At 35.5% G+C, this 18,237-nt stretch carries 24 protein-coding genes; 5 read left to right on the forward strand and 19 right to left on the reverse strand.

Annotated elements, in window-relative coordinates:
* Nucleotides 1–179 precede the first annotated feature (179 nt).
* The 5 genes from BBF96_RS10770 to BBF96_RS10790 form a co-directional block, all read right to left on the reverse strand.
* The gene (locus tag BBF96_RS10770; protein WP_127017154.1) at nt 180–1,184 is read right to left on the reverse strand and encodes a LacI family DNA-binding transcriptional regulator; all 1,005 of its coding nucleotides are present in this window, start codon (nt 1,182–1,184) and stop codon (nt 180–182) included.
* Nucleotides 1,185–1,388: 204 nt separating this feature from the next.
* Complete coding sequence (locus BBF96_RS10775; protein WP_127017155.1) at nt 1,389–2,078, reverse strand: metal-dependent hydrolase; 690 nt, start codon at nt 2,076–2,078, stop codon at nt 1,389–1,391.
* A gap of 17 nt (nt 2,079–2,095) precedes the next feature.
* Entirely contained in the window at nt 2,096–2,830 is a 735-nt protein-coding gene (locus BBF96_RS10780; protein WP_127017156.1) for an HAD family hydrolase, read from the reverse strand.
* Between the two features lie 25 nt (nt 2,831–2,855).
* The gene (locus BBF96_RS10785) at nt 2,856–3,221 is read right to left on the reverse strand and encodes a YlbF family regulator (RefSeq protein WP_127017157.1); all 366 of its coding nucleotides are present in this window, start codon (nt 3,219–3,221) and stop codon (nt 2,856–2,858) included.
* Between the two features lie 17 nt (nt 3,222–3,238).
* Nucleotides 3,239–3,727, reverse strand: coding sequence for a metallophosphoesterase family protein (locus BBF96_RS10790; RefSeq protein ID WP_127017158.1), 489 nt, complete (start codon nt 3,725–3,727; stop codon nt 3,239–3,241).
* Between the two features lie 488 nt (nt 3,728–4,215).
* On the opposite strand from BBF96_RS10790, the gene mnmM reads away from it, so the two are divergent.
* Nucleotides 4,216–4,791 (forward strand): tRNA 5-(aminomethyl)-2-thiouridylate-methyltransferase MnmM, encoded by a 576-nt coding sequence (gene mnmM, locus BBF96_RS10795; RefSeq protein WP_127017159.1) that lies wholly within the window; start codon nt 4,216–4,218, stop codon nt 4,789–4,791.
* Here the strand turns inward: mnmM and BBF96_RS10800 are convergent.
* The 8 genes from BBF96_RS10800 to BBF96_RS17240 form a co-directional block, all read right to left on the reverse strand.
* Nucleotides 4,775–4,966, reverse strand: coding sequence for a DUF6485 family protein (locus BBF96_RS10800; protein WP_127017160.1), 192 nt, complete (start codon nt 4,964–4,966; stop codon nt 4,775–4,777). The two genes, mnmM and BBF96_RS10800, sit on opposite strands and share 17 nt — an antisense overlap.
* 342 nt (nt 4,967–5,308) lie before the next feature.
* Nucleotides 5,309–6,055, reverse strand: coding sequence for a CRISPR-associated endoribonuclease Cas6 (gene cas6, locus BBF96_RS10805; protein ID WP_127017161.1), 747 nt, complete (start codon nt 6,053–6,055; stop codon nt 5,309–5,311).
* Between the two features lie 170 nt (nt 6,056–6,225).
* Nucleotides 6,226–7,074, reverse strand: a complete 849-nt coding sequence (speB, locus tag BBF96_RS10810; RefSeq protein WP_127018245.1) for an agmatinase — start codon at nt 7,072–7,074, stop codon at nt 6,226–6,228.
* A 59-nt stretch (nt 7,075–7,133) separates the two neighbouring features.
* Nucleotides 7,134–7,973: a polyamine aminopropyltransferase gene (gene speE, locus BBF96_RS10815; RefSeq protein ID WP_127017162.1), complete on the reverse strand. Its 840-nt coding sequence runs from the start codon at nt 7,971–7,973 to the stop codon at nt 7,134–7,136.
* A 19-nt stretch (nt 7,974–7,992) separates the two neighbouring features.
* Nucleotides 7,993–8,451, reverse strand: a complete 459-nt coding sequence (locus tag BBF96_RS10820) for a pyruvoyl-dependent arginine decarboxylase (protein WP_127017163.1) — start codon at nt 8,449–8,451, stop codon at nt 7,993–7,995.
* A gap of 170 nt (nt 8,452–8,621) precedes the next feature.
* Complete coding sequence (gene speD / locus BBF96_RS10825; protein WP_127017164.1) at nt 8,622–9,011, reverse strand: adenosylmethionine decarboxylase; 390 nt, start codon at nt 9,009–9,011, stop codon at nt 8,622–8,624.
* A 456-nt stretch (nt 9,012–9,467) separates the two neighbouring features.
* Complete coding sequence (locus BBF96_RS10830) at nt 9,468–10,112, reverse strand: transporter associated domain-containing protein (protein ID WP_127017165.1); 645 nt, start codon at nt 10,110–10,112, stop codon at nt 9,468–9,470.
* Between the two features lie 223 nt (nt 10,113–10,335).
* Entirely contained in the window at nt 10,336–10,872 is a 537-nt protein-coding gene (locus BBF96_RS17240) for a peroxidase-related enzyme (protein WP_127017166.1), read from the reverse strand.
* Nucleotides 10,873–11,257: 385 nt separating this feature from the next.
* Between BBF96_RS17240 and BBF96_RS10840 the strand changes: the two genes are divergently transcribed.
* On the forward strand, nt 11,258–11,776 hold the full coding sequence (locus BBF96_RS10840; protein WP_127017167.1) for a helix-turn-helix domain-containing protein: 519 nt from the start codon (nt 11,258–11,260) through the stop codon (nt 11,774–11,776).
* A 422-nt stretch (nt 11,777–12,198) separates the two neighbouring features.
* Here BBF96_RS10840 and ypeB read toward each other — a convergent pair whose 3' ends face one another.
* The 5 genes from ypeB to BBF96_RS10865 all read right to left on the reverse strand — a co-directional run bounded on the left by ypeB (nt 12,199) and on the right by BBF96_RS10865 (nt 15,602).
* A complete protein-coding gene (ypeB, locus tag BBF96_RS10845; RefSeq protein WP_127017168.1) occupies nt 12,199–13,557 on the reverse strand; it encodes a germination protein YpeB in 1,359 nt (452 codons plus the stop codon).
* A 12-nt stretch (nt 13,558–13,569) separates the two neighbouring features.
* A complete protein-coding gene (gene sleB / locus BBF96_RS10850) occupies nt 13,570–14,268 on the reverse strand; it encodes a spore cortex-lytic enzyme (protein WP_127017169.1) in 699 nt (232 codons plus the stop codon).
* Nucleotides 14,269–14,406: 138 nt separating this feature from the next.
* Entirely contained in the window at nt 14,407–14,688 is a 282-nt protein-coding gene (locus BBF96_RS10855; RefSeq protein ID WP_127017170.1) for a DUF503 domain-containing protein, read from the reverse strand.
* A 134-nt stretch (nt 14,689–14,822) separates the two neighbouring features.
* A complete protein-coding gene (locus BBF96_RS10860; RefSeq protein WP_127017171.1) occupies nt 14,823–15,047 on the reverse strand; it encodes a hypothetical protein in 225 nt (74 codons plus the stop codon).
* Nucleotides 15,048–15,155: 108 nt separating this feature from the next.
* Complete coding sequence (locus BBF96_RS10865) at nt 15,156–15,602, reverse strand: 2-thiouracil desulfurase family protein (protein ID WP_127017172.1); 447 nt, start codon at nt 15,600–15,602, stop codon at nt 15,156–15,158.
* Nucleotides 15,603–16,025: 423 nt separating this feature from the next.
* Here BBF96_RS10865 and BBF96_RS10870 point away from each other — a divergent pair, with 423 nt between their 5' ends.
* The 3 genes from BBF96_RS10870 (at nt 16,026) to BBF96_RS10880 (ending at nt 17,368) form a co-directional block, all read left to right on the forward strand.
* Nucleotides 16,026–16,367, forward strand: coding sequence for a DsrE family protein (locus tag BBF96_RS10870; RefSeq protein WP_127017173.1), 342 nt, complete (start codon nt 16,026–16,028; stop codon nt 16,365–16,367).
* Complete coding sequence (locus BBF96_RS10875; protein WP_127017174.1) at nt 16,364–16,639, forward strand: putative Se/S carrier protein; 276 nt, start codon at nt 16,364–16,366, stop codon at nt 16,637–16,639. Before BBF96_RS10870 ends, BBF96_RS10875 begins: the two co-directional genes overlap by 4 nt.
* A gap of 318 nt (nt 16,640–16,957) precedes the next feature.
* Nucleotides 16,958–17,368: an RrF2 family transcriptional regulator gene (locus tag BBF96_RS10880; protein WP_127017175.1), complete on the forward strand. Its 411-nt coding sequence runs from the start codon at nt 16,958–16,960 to the stop codon at nt 17,366–17,368.
* Between the two features lie 222 nt (nt 17,369–17,590).
* On the opposite strand, the gene pcp is transcribed toward BBF96_RS10880, so the two are convergent.
* Complete coding sequence (gene pcp / locus BBF96_RS10885; protein WP_127017176.1) at nt 17,591–18,232, reverse strand: pyroglutamyl-peptidase I; 642 nt, start codon at nt 18,230–18,232, stop codon at nt 17,591–17,593.
* Nucleotides 18,233–18,237 lie beyond the last annotated feature (5 nt).

Genomic DNA, 18,237 nt, shown 5'->3' on the forward strand with positions numbered 1-18,237 from the left:
TCCCCCTTTTTAATTTTTTTACAAAAAATAACTTAAAATTCACCTCTACTTGGATCTCACCTCTCACCCCCTAGAAATAAATTTGCCATAATACACTTTTATAAGGAAAATTAGCTATATAACTTTCCTGGCATTAAAAAGATTTTGGTCAAGCCCTTGCCCAAAATTAAAAAAAACATTTACCCTAAAGATTTCGTAGAACCTCTAATAATTAACTCACAGGGCAAATAAATTGTCCTTCTTTCTAATTCTTCTCCTTGAATAATCTTATACAACATCTCCATAGCAGTTCTACCCAAATCTTTAACTGGTTGACCAATAGTAGTCAATTCTGGATCACAGGCCAAAGAAATAATACTATTATCAAAACCTATTACTGAAATATCCTCAGGAACCCTTAAACCTGCCTTTTTAATCGCCTTGATAGCACCAACTCCCATAGCATCACTGGCAGCAAAAACAGCAGTGGGCAATTTTTTTAAGCTCAGCAAATTCTCCATGGCCTTTCTCCCACTATCCATTTTAAAATCTCCTTCCTGGACTAATTCCTCTTCAAAGGGTAGATCATAATCAGCCAGAGCATTCTTATAACCCAGTAAGCGATGATAACCTGACTCTTTATCTATACAAGGACCGCTAATCATGGCAATACGTCGATGACCCAATTTTATCAAATATTCCACCGCTTTATATGATTCACCAATGTTATCAATATGTATAGATGGGAGAAAGCTTTTGACTTTTCTGGATACTACTACTGTCGGTATCTCCGACTCAACTAAAGCCTTTTCACAAGAATCAGGCATTCGACCACTCATAAAAACAATTCCATCAACCTTTTTCTCTTTTAAAATTTTAATATATTTCAATTCTTCTTTTTCTTTTCCGCCAGTAGCAGAAATAATAAGACTATAACCTTTTAAACTGGCTACCTCCTCTACCCCTCCTATTACTGAAGCAAAATAAGGATTAGCAATATCACTAACAATCAAGCCAATAATATGGGTTTTTTGTTTCGCCAAACTTCTGGCAACATCATTAGGATAATAACCTAATTCTTTAGCTATTTTTAAAATCTTATCCCTGGTCTCACTGCTGGCTTTGGGAATACCGTTAAGAACACGGGAAACTGTAGATTCCGAAACACCAGCTTTTTTGGCTATATCTTTCAAAGTAATAGCCAACTTTCCCACCTGCCTTATCTACCTAGGAAAATATTATCTTGATTAAGTCAAGCGCTTGTCTTTTAAAAAAAATATATATTTATTTTGAAATTGCATGAATATTGTGAGTTATATATCTATTTTTATTTTAATAAAAATAATTATAAAAGTCAAGAAAAAATAATAAAAAAGAGGGTGTACTTTTACACACCCTCAACACTATCCCTAAATCTCTACACTTTCCCCTGGATTAAGTACTATACACTTAGCATCTGTTTCCTTTTCTATACGGGATTTGAAAACCTTTGCATCCTGTTCAATCACTGGGAAAGTATTATAATGAATCGGTACCACCCGTTTTGGTTTTAACATTTTAACTGCCCTAAGAGCATCATCAGGCCCCATAACATAATTATCACCAATGGGCAAGAGGGCCAGGTCAATCTCAAACTCTTCTCCAATAAATGCCATATCATGGAAGAGTCCAGTGTCACCAGCATGATAGACTGTTAAATCTTTCATCTGGATAACAAACCCGCAGGGTTCCCCCAGATACATTGAATTACCATTTTCTACTATAGCAGAACTATGTAGAGCAGGCACCATCTTCACCCGACCGAAATCAAAATTATAAGAACCTCCAATATTCATCCCATGCACTTTAGGAGCTCCCTGGGCCTTGCAATATAAAGCTAACTCATGGATTGCCACAATGAGAGCATCAGAATTCTTAGCTATATTCACACTATCACCTAGATGGTCACCATGGCCATGGGTAATCAATATTCCATCTACCTTAAGGTCTGAAGCTTTTATAGCAGCTTGCGGATTACCCGTCAAAAAGGGGTCAATAACAACTTTTTTTCCTCCCTCTTCAATCAAACATGCAGCATGTCCCAAAAAAGTAATTTTCATTCTCCTATACTCCCTCCTTATTTTCTATAAATCAAATTTTTCTCCATAATCTCATGATATAAATCCATTAAACTTCCCCTACCATCAGGAGTAAACCGTCCCGTTCCTCTATCAATTAAAAAATCCTCTACAATAAAAGTCTTCATCCCCAGAAGAGAAGCGGGTAGATCTTCTTCCATATCATTACCCACCATTAAACATTCCCGGGGATCAACACCTATCTTTTCACAGATTTCTTTAAAATAGTTAGGATTAGGCTTACAAAAATGCATTATTTCATAAGATGTGATTAGTTTATATGGATAATCGGCCAACCCTACCCAGCGTAACCGTTCTTTAACTGCGGCTTCTGGAAATATAGGATTAGTAGCAATAACCACTTGATATCCAGCATCAAAAATAACATCCATCAATTCTTTAGCTTTCCATCCTTCAAGTTTAAGATTGATTTCATCTTTTAACTTTGGAAAATCCTTCTCATAAAAAGCATCAAACTCAGGCATGGCTTCCTCAAATTTTAAAGGAACTCTTTTAAAGAAATCTTCAATAAATACCTCTTGATTAGTTTTCTCTGGATCATTATTTTTAATCATTTCCATAGTAGATGCATACAAATCCTTAATAAATTGTTCAGGTTTTATAATAGCAGCAAAGCGTCGTGTCAAAGCTTTAAAATATCTGTCAATGAAAATATCTAAATCCATAGGCAATAATGTTCCATCCAAATCAAATAATATTGTTGTTATCTTCATCTAGAATTACTCCTTTTAGTCAGTTTCAAGATTGCTTATCTTCTCTTTCAAAAATTTCTTTAAATCCAATCTCCAAATCTCCTGTTATAATCCGCTGTACATCATTCATCATAACAATAAGCCGTCTTTCTAATTCTAAATATCGCCTGATAGTTATATTCATTTGAACTACTTCAGCTAATTTCTCAAACTGCTCTACCTCTGCATCTTCAAGCTTTTGGCCCATCATTTGTTTTGATTGGAGTTCAAATTGCTTACGTTGATAATCCAGGAGCATCTTTTTAGTAGTTTCATCTGCTTCAACCTCTTTTTTAACCTTAAGATAATCCTGGTACTCATTAGAATTTTTTATCTCCCGTGCAAGTTCATACGCTTTGTCATAAACAGACATATTAATCCCCCCTAAACTTATTTAAAATATTTTACTTTACCAATCAATTTCTTCTCTTGAGGAATCAATAGTCCATAAGAGTAAAAGACCTCAAATCGCTTATCAGTTGGAGAGCCTGGATTAAAAATCAGAATTCCATTAACACGATCATTATAAGGTCTATGACTGTGCCCAAAAACAATAGCATCAACTTCATCATCTTCAAAGGTTTCCAATAAACGCCCCAGGGTATTACCATATGGACTGCTGTAGTGAACTAATCCGATCTTAAACCCGGCATATTCCACAATCCGTTTAGCCGGCAATTTTTCTCTAAGTTCAGGTGGGTCACAATTACCATAAACAGCATATACAGGTGCTATCTCCTCCAACTCTTTTAATACACTTTCTTCAACTATATCACCTGCATGTAATATTAGATCAACTCCTTTAAAACCCTGAATTACCTCCTTAGGTAATCCTTCAGCTCTTCGGGGAATATGGGTATCTGAAAGAACACCAATCATAAACTCACCTCTTTATCAATTAATATTTACTCATTAATATAATTTTCCCTTTTTAACATGATGATTTTACTACAAAAAGCTAATTTTGAGCACCATAGAAATTTTTTATTAAACCATCTTAGTGAGATTTCCGTCGAACTTCAGATGGTTTGAAAAATTTCTTTTGAAGAGAAAAATTAGCTTTTTGCAGTTTAATCATGATATAATATGATTACACTGTAAAAAGTTAATTTCGAGCGACATAGAAATTTTTCGCTAAACCATCTTAGCGAGATTTCAGTCGAAATAAGGCCTCATCACAGGGTGTGATGAGCTAGTTCTAAGGGCCAGGAGGGTCCTTTGATTAGGAAAGCCTTATTTCGATTGAAATCGAGCTTTAGATGGTTCGAAAAATTTCTTAAAGAGCGAAAAATTAGCTTTTTGCAGTGTAACTATAATATTACTAAAATATGATGATTATACACGATTCTTAAGAAAGGAGAATTTTTATGCATAACAGCTTACAATATTCTCATCAATTAATTAAAACCCGGGTTCAACCCGGGGACCTGGTAGTCGATGCCACAGCAGGTAATGGCCACGATACCCTACTATTGGCTCAACTGGTAGGACCTAAAGGAAAGGTCTATAGTTATGATATCCAGGCCTGCGCTCTTAAAGAAACGCGTCACCGCCTCCAAAAAGCCGGACTCCTCGAGCGGGTAAAATTAATCCACCGGGGCCATGAAACTATGGATCAGGATCTGGCTCCCGGTCAATCTATAAAGGCAGTCATGTTCAATTTAGGTTATCTTCCAGGTGGTAATCATTCCATCATCACCAAACCTGATACCACCATTCAGGCTCTCAAAATAGCCTTAAAACATCTTCTTCCACGGGGACTTATCACTATTGTTGCCTATCATGGCCATCCGGGTGGTAAAAATGAATTATCTGCTCTAGTTAAATATCTCTCTACATTAGATCAATATAACTTTGACGTATTACAATATCAATTTATTAATCAGGTTAACCAACCACCTATCCTTTTTGCCATTGAAAAGAAAGCTAAGAGTAAGCTTTGATAAATGCCTTAATTGATCTGTCATAAGTCTTCTCTACTTCAGGTGGAAAGAAACATCCTGGAAGCTGATTCATCTTACGATGATATGCTATACACTCACAGCAAACTCCTTTTCGTGGACAACCTGGATAAGTACAGGTACAGTTCTTTGAATTTTCCTTGACACAAGCCTTCATTAAATCATTCCCCCTTGTTTAATTTTCTTTAAATTGATCTTTTATATATAATTCGTCCAGAAAATGATATAATCCTCCTGATCCTTGACTAAGCTCATCACTTCTTCATATGAGGCCATTCTTTTCAATTTCACTAAGATGGTTTAACAAATAACTGATTAAACTGCCAAAAGCTAATTTTAAGCGACATAGAAATTTTTCGCTAAACCATCTCAGTGAGACTTCAGTCGAAATAAGGCCTCATCACAGGATGTGATGAGCTAATCAAGGGCCAGGATGACCCATTGATTATAAAGTGAAAAATTAGCTTTTTGCAGTAAAATCATAATTTGATTATGTTATTCATCTAAGAAAATCAATCATCCCAAAACCTTGATAGTTAAATGAGCCCAACCCCCAACTAAAAGCTATTTTTAGAACTTTTTCAGGACCTGTCATTTTAAATTTAAAAAGATAACCCTTAATATTTTTACCCTTATAATGAATCAAATTAGCTGCCCTTTCCAACTCAAATTTTTCCGGATCAATGATGGTAAACTGAATATCTGCAGGATCAAAAACCTCTCCATAGATCTGCTTTACTTTAAAAATCAGATCACTCCTTAAAAGGTCATAAAACTCACTTTGTAAAGGATGGCAAAAAACCTCACGACCATCAGGACGAAATACCGATGTAACTACTGGTGCAAGCATAAAACAGGACATTTCTTCTGGCATTTCTGGATCTTTTAACATCTGATGCCTCTCAACGGTAAATTTATTTTTACCAACCTTTATCTGATAACGCCCAATCAACCCATTAATTAATGTCTCAGCCAATTCATCTACAGGAGTGGAAATCAACCATTCCCCTTCTCCCTTAACAATTAACCCCTTGTGGGTAGCTTTATAATTATCGAATAACAGTCTTGAGAAGGTATATGGTTTAGCAGGCTTATCACCAATTAGTATTCCTTCCCCAAAAAGTTTTTCTGCCATTTGCTCATCTGCATCTTTTACAACTTCATAAATTAGATTGTTCAGATCAGCATTATAATTATAGTCAATTAGCTGTTCTTCAACTGTTTTTAATTTCAGGCGAATTCGCATCACCTATTACCCCCTCTTTATTCAATTAAACATTATCCCCAAAATAGTCCCATTTCTTTTTCTATAACTACTTCGAGCTATATTCACCATTTTCCTTTAAATAAAATAATAAAACCTGCCAGGAAAAAGAACCATTAAATCCTGGCAGGTGACTTTAAATTAATTTCATTTTATTTGTCCATAATCAGCAGTGCCTCACGCAAAAGTTTACCGGCAACAAAAACTGTGGTTTTACCAGGGTCATAATCTGGAGCTACTTCTACAATATCTAAACCAACCAAATTTAAATCCTTCATCATATAAAGAGTATTAAACAATTCTCGAGAAGAGATTCCGCCCGGTTCAGGTGTACCTGTACCCGGAGCAAAAGCCGGATCTAAAACATCAATATCAATACTGACATAAACAGGGCGATTTCCAACAGACTTTATTACTTCAGGTATTGCCTCAATCACTTTTGCCCGATAAAGATGGGTATTTTTTCTGGCCCAAGCTAACTCTTCTGGAGCACCGGAACGAATTCCCAATTGATAGAGATTTTTACCACCAATATAACGGGCAACACACCCCATTACAGTAGCATGGGAAAGGGGTTCACCATAGAACTCCTCTCTCAAATCAGCATGAGCATCGAAATGGATAATAACCAGATCAGGGTAATAACGATAAACTGCCTTTATAACCGGCCAGGTAATTAAATGTTCGCCCCCCAGAAAAATTGGCTTTTTACCGGCACTTACAATAATTTCAGCAGCTTTTTCTATTAACTCCAGAGACTTTTCGACATTTCCATACGGTAACTCCAGATCACCTGCATCATAAAACTTCACTTCTTCTAAACTCTTTTCCAATTCAAAACTGAACTCTTCTAAACCGTAAGAAATATTACGGATTCCCTCAGGACCAAAACGAGAACCCGGCCGATAACTGACAGTAAAGTCCATAGGTGCCCCCACAATAATAATGTTGGCCTCTTCTGGATTTTCTAGACTGCCCAGGAAACGAAGAGTTCCGGTCATTTGCTCAAGCTTGTCCAGGGTTAACACCTTCTTTCTCTAATAAAAACGTTCGACAAAAATTATTTTTGAGCAATCAAATCACGAACAAAATTTGGTAAAGCAAAAGCTGAACGGTGAATTTCTGGATTATAATACTTAGTATCAGAAGCAATAGCTTCTGCTCGACTCAAATCTGCATCTTCCGGTTTGTATTTCTTAGAACCCATAGAAAAGCTCCAGAGGAATCCCGGATAAGTTGGAATAGTTGCCAGATATAATCTGGTAATGGGGAACACTTCGCTAATTGCTTGATATGTTGGTTTAATTATATCTTTATTCAAGAAAGGTGACTCTGTCTGTGCTACAAATAATCCATCCTCTTTTAATGCATCATAAACACTTTGGTAAAACTCTTTCTTAAAAAGACCTACCGCAGGTCCGATAGGATCAGTGGAATCAACCATAATTACATCATATGTATTTTTATTCTTTTTTATAAATTCAATCCCATCCTCAACAAAAATAGTTACTTTAGGATCATCTAAAGCACAGGCAATTTCAGGTAGGTACTTTTTACTGTTTTCAATAACCCGGCCATCAATCTCAATCAAATGAGCTTCTTCTATAGATGGGTGTTTGATAATCTCCCTGATTGCGCCTCCATCTCCTCCACCAATTACAGCAACCTTTTTTGGATTTGGATGGGTAATTAATGGTACATGACTAATCATTTCATGATAAACAAATTCGTCTTCAATCGTAGTCATCACAATTCCATCTAAAATCAACATACGACCAAATTGCTCAGTATCAACTACGTCTAAACGCTGAAATTTAGTCTGTTCAGAATGAAGGTGTTTGGAAATTTTGTAACCATAAGCCAATTTATTATTTTGATATTCGGTAAACCAAAGTTCCATAATAATAACCTCCTTTATTTTAATACCAGAGGGCAACGGCTGCAAAAGCACAACCGCATTTTTCTACACGGTGTTCAACAGCTTTTGCCATCACTCTGGTTAGCTTTAATCCGCGAATCTTAAATGCTTCTTCTACCATTTTTATTACCTGTTCTTCAGCTTCTTTGGCTGAACAGGTTCCGGAATACTCCATTATCACTCCAAATGAATTTTCGGAAAATCCGATACCTACACTTGCTGCAATCAACTCACCTGGTTTTTCACTCACAATAGAACCATATGCTGTTGGAGTTAAAGTACCAGGTGGGATATTCAAATTCTCGGCATATTCAGCCCCCGGTGGTAAAATACTCGAAACTTTTAACAGATTCAAGTTTCCGATTCCTGCATTTAGTAATGCATTATCAAAAGCATTTAACTCACTAGCACCTTCTGCCGTTCCAGCACAAATAGTGAATTTTTTTGGTGTTGGTAACATATCATCCCCCCCTTACATTTCTTCCTGTAATTTATAGTATAAGCATTGTTATCAATGCTATGTATAGATTAAAACCCTATGATACTTACTCTAGATAAATATCATAGGGTTTTACAATGTATCACCAGGTTCGGAACTCATAAAAATGATAAACTCCTTCCTAGTTTTTGTTATGATACTTTTACTTTGGCATCTGACTGAAAGATACCCCTTTTCACTTCATTTGCGGTAACTGATTCGGCTTCGAATTTTTCGATTATATAGTCTACTGCGTCCCATGGATTAACACTTTCCCCACAGGTAAAAACATCAATGGCTGCATAACCTAATTCAGGCCAGGTATGGATCGTTAGGTGTGATTCAGAAATAACAACAACACCACTCACACCTTGGGGGCTGAACTTATGAAAAGCAACCTCTCGAATTTCGGCTCCTGCTGACAATGCCGCATCAATCATAATCTTTTCCACACTCTTGACATTGTCCAGGAGCTCTACATTGCAGCCATAGGCTTCAAGTAAAACGTGACGTCCCAGAGCACCTCCTAATTGGCTCTTCATAAGCATCAATCCTTTCTATGGGGATTAACATATTTGGGGGGTTCAACAAATTTATTTTAGCAGATTACGGGGAAATGTCAATAACTTTTTTAAAAAATTTCTTTGCCACTTCTATGAAAAACAAAACTTTTTCGCTAATACATGCATTCTTATTATTTTGGTTATCAGGTTTTAACTCATGTATATTTTTTTACTAATATTATATGATTATACTGCAAAAAGCTAATTTTGAGCGACATAGAAATTTTTCACCAAATCATCTTAGTGAGATTTCCGACGAAATAAGGCCTCATCTGAGGATTGATGAGCTAATCAAGGGCCAGGATAGCCCCTTGATTAGGAAGCCTTATTTTGGCGGAAATCAAGCTTTAGATGATTCGAAAAATTTCTCAAGAAGTGAAAAATTAGCTTTTTGCAGTTTAACCATTATATTAATTAATCAAATTACCTTTTATTTTATTCTAATTCTTTTAAACGGGTTACTTTTATTTTTTCAATTACTCCATCTTCCATCCGATAAATACTTAATCCAACATCGGCAATTTTGATGGTAGTCCCAGGAACTAATTTTTTACCTTTCTCAGCCGCAATTCGTGCAACTACCCCTCCGATAGTCTCAGCTATATCCTCCGGGATAAAAGTATTTAAAGCCTTATTTAAGGAACTTACTTTGGTAGCAGCACCCACCAAAATACCTTTCTCAGCTTCACGTTCCAGATCCCGGCCGTGAAGATATTTACGAATTGCAAAAATACCTCCAACAGCTAAAACTCCCATTAATATTTCAAGAAAGGATTCTGTGTAAATAACCATTTTTCTGGCAATAGCAAAAACTAATACCTCCAATAAACTATCTGGTGTATGCTTAACAAGCATAATTACCAATTCAAGACCAATAATAAGCAAAAGGAGATGTCCTATAAAGTTTTTAAGGACATCATAAGCCATGCCTGTAGGAGCAGAATAAATAATACCTAAATATCTTGTCAAATCTCTAATCCCAATTAAAACTCCCGCAATGATAAATAAAGAAAGAATTGATTCAAAGATAATGACAATATTTTGAATCTTGGTTTTTAATTTTCTTTTATATTTTTTCAAAGTAATCTCCTTCCTTTATTAAAATTTTGATCCTTTCTGTAGATAATGCACTGTCCTTAAAAAAACCATATAATTCTTTCTTTATTCTATTTTCGATTCCTCTTTTTATTATACTACATACAGCCGATTTGTCCAGCCTGATTATAGATTAAGCCCTTTCGGTAAGTAGTACCAGAAAAATAAAAACCCCAAAATTAGGGGCTTTATAATTTCTATACTGTGCTTATTCCTCTAAAGTAACACCCAGACCATCAGCAATCCGGTTGACATAATTAAAATAAGCTACAACCTGATTTATATCAAAAATATCTCTATCGCTAAAACCCGCTTCTCTTAAAGTTTTAATATCCTCTTCTTTAATGTTAAACGGTTCTTTAGTTAACTTCTCAGCATAAGAAAGCATTAAACGTTCTTTATCGGAAATTTTTGCCTGCCAATAATCCCTGGTAATCTGTTGTACTAAATCATCATCGCCAGTTAACATGCGGAGCGCCGCTCCGTGATGCTCAGTTCAGTAATGGCAAGAATTGACGCTCGAAACCACTACAGCAATCATTTCCCGCTGTGCTCTGGAGAGTCCGGACTGACCAAACATTACTCTCCGATACAGATTCAAATGAGCTTCTAAAACGTCTGGATTTAAGCTATGTACTTTTAAGATATTAGCTACCTGTGATTTATCCGGCCCCATTAAGCGATCATATAATTTTTTCAGTTTACCTTTCGCCTCATTTTCATTAATTACCTTAATCCAGGCCATACTCTTAAGCCTCCTTAAAAAAAATGGTATTTTATTATGTTTGTAGAATTATTATAGCACTTTTTTACGAATATAGCAACCTATCTAAATCCTCGATAACCGGAAGTTTTTATTAAAGCAGTTTCCAAGCAATATGAAATAACCCGGGGAGAACAGAACGCTTTTGCTACCAAAAGTCAGACTAAAGCTATAACTATTGTTGGAGGTATGGGAGTTACTACTATAAATAGAAAAACTTTAATAACCTAAAAAAGCCTGAGCATTTTGCTCGGGCTTTTTAAATTTTTTATATTGTCATATGTCTATTGTTGTTAAAATAATCATTTTTATGGTTGACTGGAAATTGTTTATATAGTATAATTTACCCATAGAAAGGGGGGTTATAATGCCAAACTTAAATTTATTATCTAATAGGCTCTCCGAACTTCGCAGTGAACGCGGCTTGACCTATGAACAGGTAGGGGAAGCTATTGGCAAATCACCTTCAACAATCAATTTAATAGAAAGAAATCTACGTAACCCCTCTATGGAAACATTAATGAACTTAGCTGAATTTTATCAGGTACCTTTAGAATATCTCCTTGAAGAAGGTACTGAATCAGTTTTTACAAATATAGCGAACATTCTTAGAAAGGGAATAGAAGAAAGGAATTTAACAGTAATTCAGTTTTCTATGGAAACAGGAGTAAATTATTTTCATCTGGCTGAGACACTACAGGGAAATTATAAACTAACTCCACAGGAATTAAAACAAATTCTTAATAAACTCAATCTAACTCTCGCTGATATCCATCCAAAAATAGAAAAATATAAACGTTATGTGATCAAATATTTACAAGCATTATTACTGGATGATAATTCAATAGAGATAATTATGGAATACATAGATGAAAAACTTAAATAAAAAACTCCCTGTCAATTAATTCCTAAATCATTATAAAAGTGCAAATAAACGATTTTATATTGCTAAGAACAAAATGGCCTTCGAACACTACAAAAAGCTAATTTTTCGCTTCATAGTGAAATTTTTCAAACCATCTAAAGTTCGATCTCAGTCGAAATAAGGCACACCAATCAACAGGCCCTCCTGGCCCCTGATTAGCTCATCACATCCTGTGATGAGACCTTATTTCGACTGAAATCTCACTAAGATGGTTTAATAAAAAATTTAAATAGCGCTCAAAATTAGCTTTTTTGCAGTTTTTATAAATTATCTGTATCAAATGTTATCCTCAATCTACGAAAAATACAATTTCCTAAATATTTAAAAAATGGCTGTTGATCTTTTTAATTTTGTCAACAGCCTTAAATTAAAAGTCTTATCTTTTAGTCTGTAAATGTTCCCTCAGGTGTATCAATTACTTTTAAAATATTTACCTCATTCCCGGATTTTACATCATAATAGAGCAAATAAGTCTCCTCTTCATATCTAACCCGTGCTTCCCAGGTTAAAACTTCTTTAAGACTAGGTGTCGGAATCAGAGCCAATCTTATAGATTCTATATCAAAACGGTCACCTAAAAGCTCTCTGATTTCTTCTTTTTTAATTTCCGGTTTGGGAAGTTCACGTTTATGGTGAGACATAAGATAACCTAATGCTTCAAAACCGATTACTTGACCATTATCCATTGCAATTTTAAGTTTTATCAAATCCGGATAAATAATTACATCATCCTGTTTATAGGCATAGGAAACAGTTAATACATTATGCTCTATCCAGGAATAGGTTGGTACCATATTTTCATATCCACGTGTATTGAGAAATTGCTCTCCTTTGTTAAGGGCCTCAATACGTGAAATATTTCTACTCCCAACATTTCTTGGATTCATATACCAGATAACATGACCACCTTTTTTAGAAACATCTATAGTAGTATGGTTCTTTTCATTATCGTCAGGTTGGACACTAAATTGGTATGCCGGGATTTTTCCTTTAACTTCCGCCAGATCTTTAATAACTAGATTAGGATTATCCTTATAATCTACAAAATCTGAAACAATCTCTCTTGCTTTCTTTTTACTAATCATATCTCCCGTTAAACCTTTGGGTTTCTGCTGTTCAATATGGTCTGAAAAAGGGCCATCATAAATAAGGGTTGGAAAAGGTTCATTTTTTTCTACTAATGTTTTAAAATTATTTGAAAGAAGATGTTCATCTGCCTTTTCAATCTTCCGACGTGTTCCCCGGATTACTTCACTCCAGGTAATATCACCCTTGTTGATCTGTGATTCTAAATTGTGTAGAGCCTGAGAAAGATTTCCGGCCTGCTCACGAAGAGATTTCAATTTAGCACGCTGGTCATCTGTCACCTTCCGTTCTTGCAAATTCTCTTTAGCCAGAGCTAATGCATAATCTCCCACCTGAGTTAAAAATTTAGATGTTTTCATCAGAGTAGCATTTGAAATAGGGAGTTGATTTAATTGTTCCTGAGCTGCAAAAGCCTGCCGCCATATATCAGAAAGAAGTGTAACAAACCGTTGCTGACCGTTAGAAACTATACTTTTTCCTAAAAGCACAGTTACATCTTCAATTCTATCTAATAGTTTGAAAAAAGACTCCTTATATTGATTGCCAAGATAAATTTCCAACTGTTGGCGCTCCTTATATTGTTCATATCCCCAGAAACCAGTAACCAATAATAAGAAAGCCATAAGCACAACAGGAATTATCCAGTTATTTTTCAATTTTTTCACCTCCTATCTGGCAAAAACGTGATTTCCATATCTGACAATAATTTTTCTGGACCAGATCCATTTGCTGACAGGCTTTGACGGATTCCAGAAAAATGTGGCCCCATATGTAGGATCCCAACCATTTAATGCATCTCTGGCAGCCCGATAATTTTCATCCTTTGGCGGCAAATTAAACTGGCCATTAGAAACTGACTCAAAGGCCAGAGGTTGATAGATGACACCTGCTATAGTATTGGGAAAATCAGGACTTTTTACCCGGTTTAAAATTACTGCTGCCACAGCTACCTGTCCGATATATGGTTCTGCTCTGGCTTCAGCGTGAACTATCCTTGCCAAAAGGTGAATATCATTATTGTTTGTAACACCTTTAACCCCAGATGCTGCAACCTTTGATGTTCTAACACCCCCTAAACCTAATGCAGCCCAGGTTCTGGAACCGACAATTCCATCGGGGGTCAATCCATTTTTACGCTGAAAAAACTTCACAGCTGAATAGGTTTTTGCTCCAAAAATCCCATCAACGATTCCTTTATAATAACCCCACTGTTTTAAACGCCTCTGAAGAAGAACTACATCTGACCCTCTGCTTCCCCAATACAGGGTTCGTCTGGCTTGTGCCTCAATCCAGGACGTTTCCCACAAAGATATACCAATTAAAACTAAAACGGAGATTAAAATAATTGCTGCAATACTTCTTTTCATAATCTGCTAAGATGACCTCCTTTTGATAAAGAGATTTTAATTCACTATTTATCTCTATCTTGCTCATTTTCACCTCAATTAATCCATAAAAAAGCTATAAAAATGAAATATGCCCTCTAAATCTAATCGAGGGCATATTTAAACCATTTCAATCTGATAATTTATTAATTCCACTTCAAAATTATTTTCAATAAATAAAACTACTTTCTCTAAAACCCGATGGACATGAGTAGAGTCATTACTGATATAAGCAATACCAAGATAGGCCTGTTTATGTAAATCCTGATACTCCACTTCAGCAATGGAAACTTTAAATTTAGACTGAACCCGCCCTATAATACTTTTTATAATCCTTCGTTTACCCTTTAATGAATTAACATGTGCCATCCTGAGCTCTATTTCGCAAATACCAACAACCATTGGCACTACACCCACCTTTTTAATCTTCGATAACTTAATATGATTATAGCACCAAAAGCACAAAGTTTTCAAGTTATTCCAGATAATAAAAACCACTGATAGAATTAAATCATATCAGTGGTTTTAAAGTCAGTTTATTTCTTATTCCGCCTCCAACAGTGAAGATAGTAATCATCTTCATGGCCACCTTTAGGCTGAATTATAAAACCTTTCTCTTCCAAAATCCGGATTAAATCATCTGCTTCATGTGCATCAGCCCGATTCATTAAAAGAATTAACTTTTCATCTGGCCCTATTGAAGCTAGAATATCTTCCAACCGCTTTTCATCATTTAAATCAATATTATCCCCAACATCCATATATATTTCACGTATTGTAACCGCCTCCCCTTTTTTTAGTATTGTTTACCCAAAATAAGGGAGACTATACAAGGAGATTTTTCCTATTCATCTCCATTTTACATTCATCTAATACAAATCTTCTTCAGTTTTAACTCGAATACCATACTCTCTTAATATAGCTGCAGTCACACCTTGACCAGGTTTTATTTTCCCCTGAAAACTCCCATCATAAATCTGACATTTACCACAGGAAGGGCTGCGTTCTTTTAAAATCGCCTCCTCTACATTAGCTAATTGGGCAATTTTCAGTACCTCTTTTGCTCCTTTGATAAAAGCTTCAGTTACATCTTTTCCCTCTTTGGTTACTACCCGGGCCCTTCCGCTTAACACATCCTTTCCATCGCCTCCCTGAATTTCTGCTGGAATCCTGGGAGTAGTCAGTCCCCCCAGTTGTTCAGGACAAATTGGAATCCACTTCTTATTCTGTAAATATGCAATAAGATCAGGATTATAATTAGAAGTACCATTATATTTACATTCTACACCCAAAAGACAAGCACTAACCAGAATCATTCTAATCCCCTCTTAAATTAATACTAAGGAAATTAAGCAACCCCTGGTTTCAATAAACTTTCCTTATAAAATTATGAGCCAAAGACTAACTTGTTCTTTTCAAATTTTTCATAGTATGATTAAACAGCAAAAAGCTAATTTTAAGTAACATAAAAATTTTTCGTTAAACTATCTTAGTAAGATTTCAGTCGAAATAGGGCCTCATCTGAGGATTGATGAGCTAATCAAGTCACTGAAATCGAACTTTAGATGGTTCGAAAAACTTCTCTTGAAGCAAAAAATTAGCTTTTTGCAGTTTAATTATAGTATTATTATACTATAACAAAAAATTTTTTGCAAAAAATTTTCCAATTAAAAAAGGGTATTAGATTTGTTTATAGAAAATATTAATATAACTAATACTAGAAAAGGAGTTGAGCAGCAATGTCTGAAAGACCTGTATTTGTTTTCACATCTAATAAATTTGGAAAAGGGCCTGAAGATCTTGGAGATATTCTGATGCGGGGGCTAATCAGCAACCTGACTAAAGTTGAACCTGCTCCTCAAGTTCTCATCTTTTTAAATTCCGGTGTTCAACTATTGACCAAATCCGAAATACAAGAAAATTTAAATATTTTAGAAGAAAAAGGTGTTAAAATTCTCGCCTGCGGTACCTGTGTAAACTACTTTAACTTACAGGATAAGATCAAAAATGACTATATCTCCAATATGGGTGAGATTTTAAGTATCATCTCCAACGCACAAAAGGTGGTTAACCTATCATGAGTTATGTTTTAATCTCCTTTGAATCACCCCATCATACTATAAAAGCTGATAAGATTTTAGAGGAATCAAAGATTCCCCGAATGGTTTACCCCATCCCCCGGGAGATTTCTAAAGACTGCGGGATGGGATTAAGATTACGCCAAACTAATTTAAATCAAGCCCTGGAGTTATTTAATAAAAAAGGAATCTTATATAAACATATCTTTTATGTTGATGCAAAAGATAAGCTAACTTTAATTGATCGGTTTAAAGTTAAAGACCAGAACAGTTAATACTGTCATCTGGTCTTTTTATATTATCGGGATAATCTTTTTTGCCCTAATATGGTTGTTATATCCATTTTTTTATGATATAATTAAAGTAATGATTAAACTGCAAAAAGCTAATTTTGAGCGCCATAGAAATTTTTCGTTAAACCATCTTAGTGAGATTTAAGTCGAAATAAGGCCTCATATGAGGATTGATAAGCTAATCAAGTCACTGAAATCGAACTTTAGATGCTCGAAAAATTTCTTTATAAAGCGAAAAATTAGCTTTTTGCAGTAAAATCAGTAATTAGATAAAATTTATCTGATTACAGGGGGAAAATTATGCAGATTTCACGAAAAAGTGAATATGCGATCCATTCCCTGATAATTCTAGCTTTTCACTATGGAGAAGAGATGAGTGTAGATGAACTGGCTGAAATGCAGGATATCTCCCTGACCTACCTGGCCAAAGTGATGCAAAAGTTATCAAAAGCCGGTTTTGTGGAATCAAGCAAAGGTTTTAAGGGCGGATACCGTCTGGCTCTACCCCCACAAGATATCTCTCTGGCGCAAGTGGTAGCACTTTTTGAAAAGGAGGATCAGTTCTATCAATGTATGGATAAAGAACGGGATTGTAAGATGGGTAAAAACTGCATTATTCACAGAGTCTTTCATAAAGCATATCAGGGAATGATAGCTGAGCTAGAGAAAATCCGTATTGCAGATTTGCTATTCGGGTTTAAAGCTAATTAAATGATTAAACTGCAAAAAGCTAATTTTGAGCGCCATAGAAATTTTTCGTTAAACCATCTTAGTGAGATTTCAATCGAAATAAGGTCTCATCACAGAATGTGATGAGCTAATCAAGTCACTAAAATCGAACTTTAGATGGTTCGAAAAATTTCTTTATAAAGCAAAAAATTAGCTTTTTACAGTTTAATCATATTTACACTTACTTTAAAACCTTAAGCTTTCCTAATCCAATGCCCCCGCCGCTATCTTATCATCTTTATCTCCAGAAACAGCAGCCATCACCATAGCCTTTATTCCTTTGACCATTGTTTCTAACGCCATACTGGGTTGAAGCGGTCTATCAACCACCTGCTCCGGTAAATAAGGAATGTGAATAAATCCTCCCAATTTATCAGTACCTGCCAGAAGATCAAGAATCCCGTACATCAAGTGATTGCAGACATAAGTTCCGGCACTGTTAGAAATCATAGCAGGAACCCCTGCCTCACGGGCAGCCTTCATCATCCTCTTAATTGGTAAAGTACTGAAGTAAGCAGCAGGTCCCTTAGAATTGATTGGACGATCAATGGGTTGATTTCCCTCATTATCTGCAATTACTGCATCATCGACATTAATGGCAACCCGTTCGATGGAGAGAGCGGTTCTTCCTCCTGCCTGACCAATACCAATTACCAGGTCGGGATCAACTTCATCAATAACTTTCTTTAATTTTTTTATCGACTCACCAAATACCACCGGCAATTGCACCAGATGGACTTCTACATCATCCCATCTCTCATTTTCAAGCCGTTTAATCAACTTAAGGGAAGGATTGATGCTTTCTCCTCCAAAAGGTTCAAAACCTGATAAAAGTACTTTTTTCATTTCTA

It is taken from the genome of Anoxybacter fermentans (assembly GCF_003991135.1).
GTDB classification, from domain to species: domain Bacteria; phylum Bacillota; class Halanaerobiia; order DY22613; family DY22613; genus Anoxybacter; species Anoxybacter fermentans.

Coding starts and splice junctions, on each gene's coding strand:
- BBF96_RS10880 (WP_127017175.1), top strand. CDS start 16,958: ATGCAGATTTCACGAAAAAGTGAATATGCGATCCATTCCCTGATAATT.
- speE (WP_127017162.1), bottom strand. CDS start 7,973: ATGGAACTTTGGTTTACCGAATATCAAAATAATAAATTGGCTTATGGT.
- BBF96_RS10840 (WP_127017167.1), top strand. CDS start 11,258: ATGCCAAACTTAAATTTATTATCTAATAGGCTCTCCGAACTTCGCAGT.
- BBF96_RS10775 (WP_127017155.1), bottom strand. CDS start 2,078: ATGAAAATTACTTTTTTGGGACATGCTGCATGTTTGATTGAAGAGGGA.
- BBF96_RS10865 (WP_127017172.1), bottom strand. CDS start 15,602: ATGATTCTGGTTAGTGCTTGTCTTTTGGGTGTAGAATGTAAATATAAT.
- BBF96_RS10820 (WP_127017163.1), bottom strand. CDS start 8,451: ATGTTACCAACACCAAAAAAATTCACTATTTGTGCTGGAACGGCAGAA.
- BBF96_RS10800 (WP_127017160.1), bottom strand. CDS start 4,966: ATGAAGGCTTGTGTCAAGGAAAATTCAAAGAACTGTACCTGTACTTAT.
- speD (WP_127017164.1), bottom strand. CDS start 9,011: ATGAAGAGCCAATTAGGAGGTGCTCTGGGACGTCACGTTTTACTTGAA.
- mnmM (WP_127017159.1), top strand. CDS start 4,216: ATGCATAACAGCTTACAATATTCTCATCAATTAATTAAAACCCGGGTT.
- BBF96_RS10860 (WP_127017171.1), bottom strand. CDS start 15,047: ATGGATGTTGGGGATAATATTGATTTAAATGATGAAAAGCGGTTGGAA.
- sleB (WP_127017169.1), bottom strand. CDS start 14,268: ATGAAAAGAAGTATTGCAGCAATTATTTTAATCTCCGTTTTAGTTTTA.
- BBF96_RS10875 (WP_127017174.1), top strand. CDS start 16,364: ATGAGTTATGTTTTAATCTCCTTTGAATCACCCCATCATACTATAAAA.
- BBF96_RS10790 (WP_127017158.1), bottom strand. CDS start 3,727: ATGATTGGTGTTCTTTCAGATACCCATATTCCCCGAAGAGCTGAAGGA.
- BBF96_RS10855 (WP_127017170.1), bottom strand. CDS start 14,688: ATGGTTGTTGGTATTTGCGAAATAGAGCTCAGGATGGCACATGTTAAT.
- pcp (WP_127017176.1), bottom strand. CDS start 18,232: ATGAAAAAAGTACTTTTATCAGGTTTTGAACCTTTTGGAGGAGAAAGC.
- BBF96_RS10785 (WP_127017157.1), bottom strand. CDS start 3,221: ATGTCTGTTTATGACAAAGCGTATGAACTTGCACGGGAGATAAAAAAT.
- BBF96_RS10780 (WP_127017156.1), bottom strand. CDS start 2,830: ATGAAGATAACAACAATATTATTTGATTTGGATGGAACATTATTGCCT.
- BBF96_RS10870 (WP_127017173.1), top strand. CDS start 16,026: ATGTCTGAAAGACCTGTATTTGTTTTCACATCTAATAAATTTGGAAAA.
- speB (WP_127018245.1), bottom strand. CDS start 7,074: ATGACCGGAACTCTTCGTTTCCTGGGCAGTCTAGAAAATCCAGAAGAG.
- cas6 (WP_127017161.1), bottom strand. CDS start 6,055: ATGCGAATTCGCCTGAAATTAAAAACAGTTGAAGAACAGCTAATTGAC.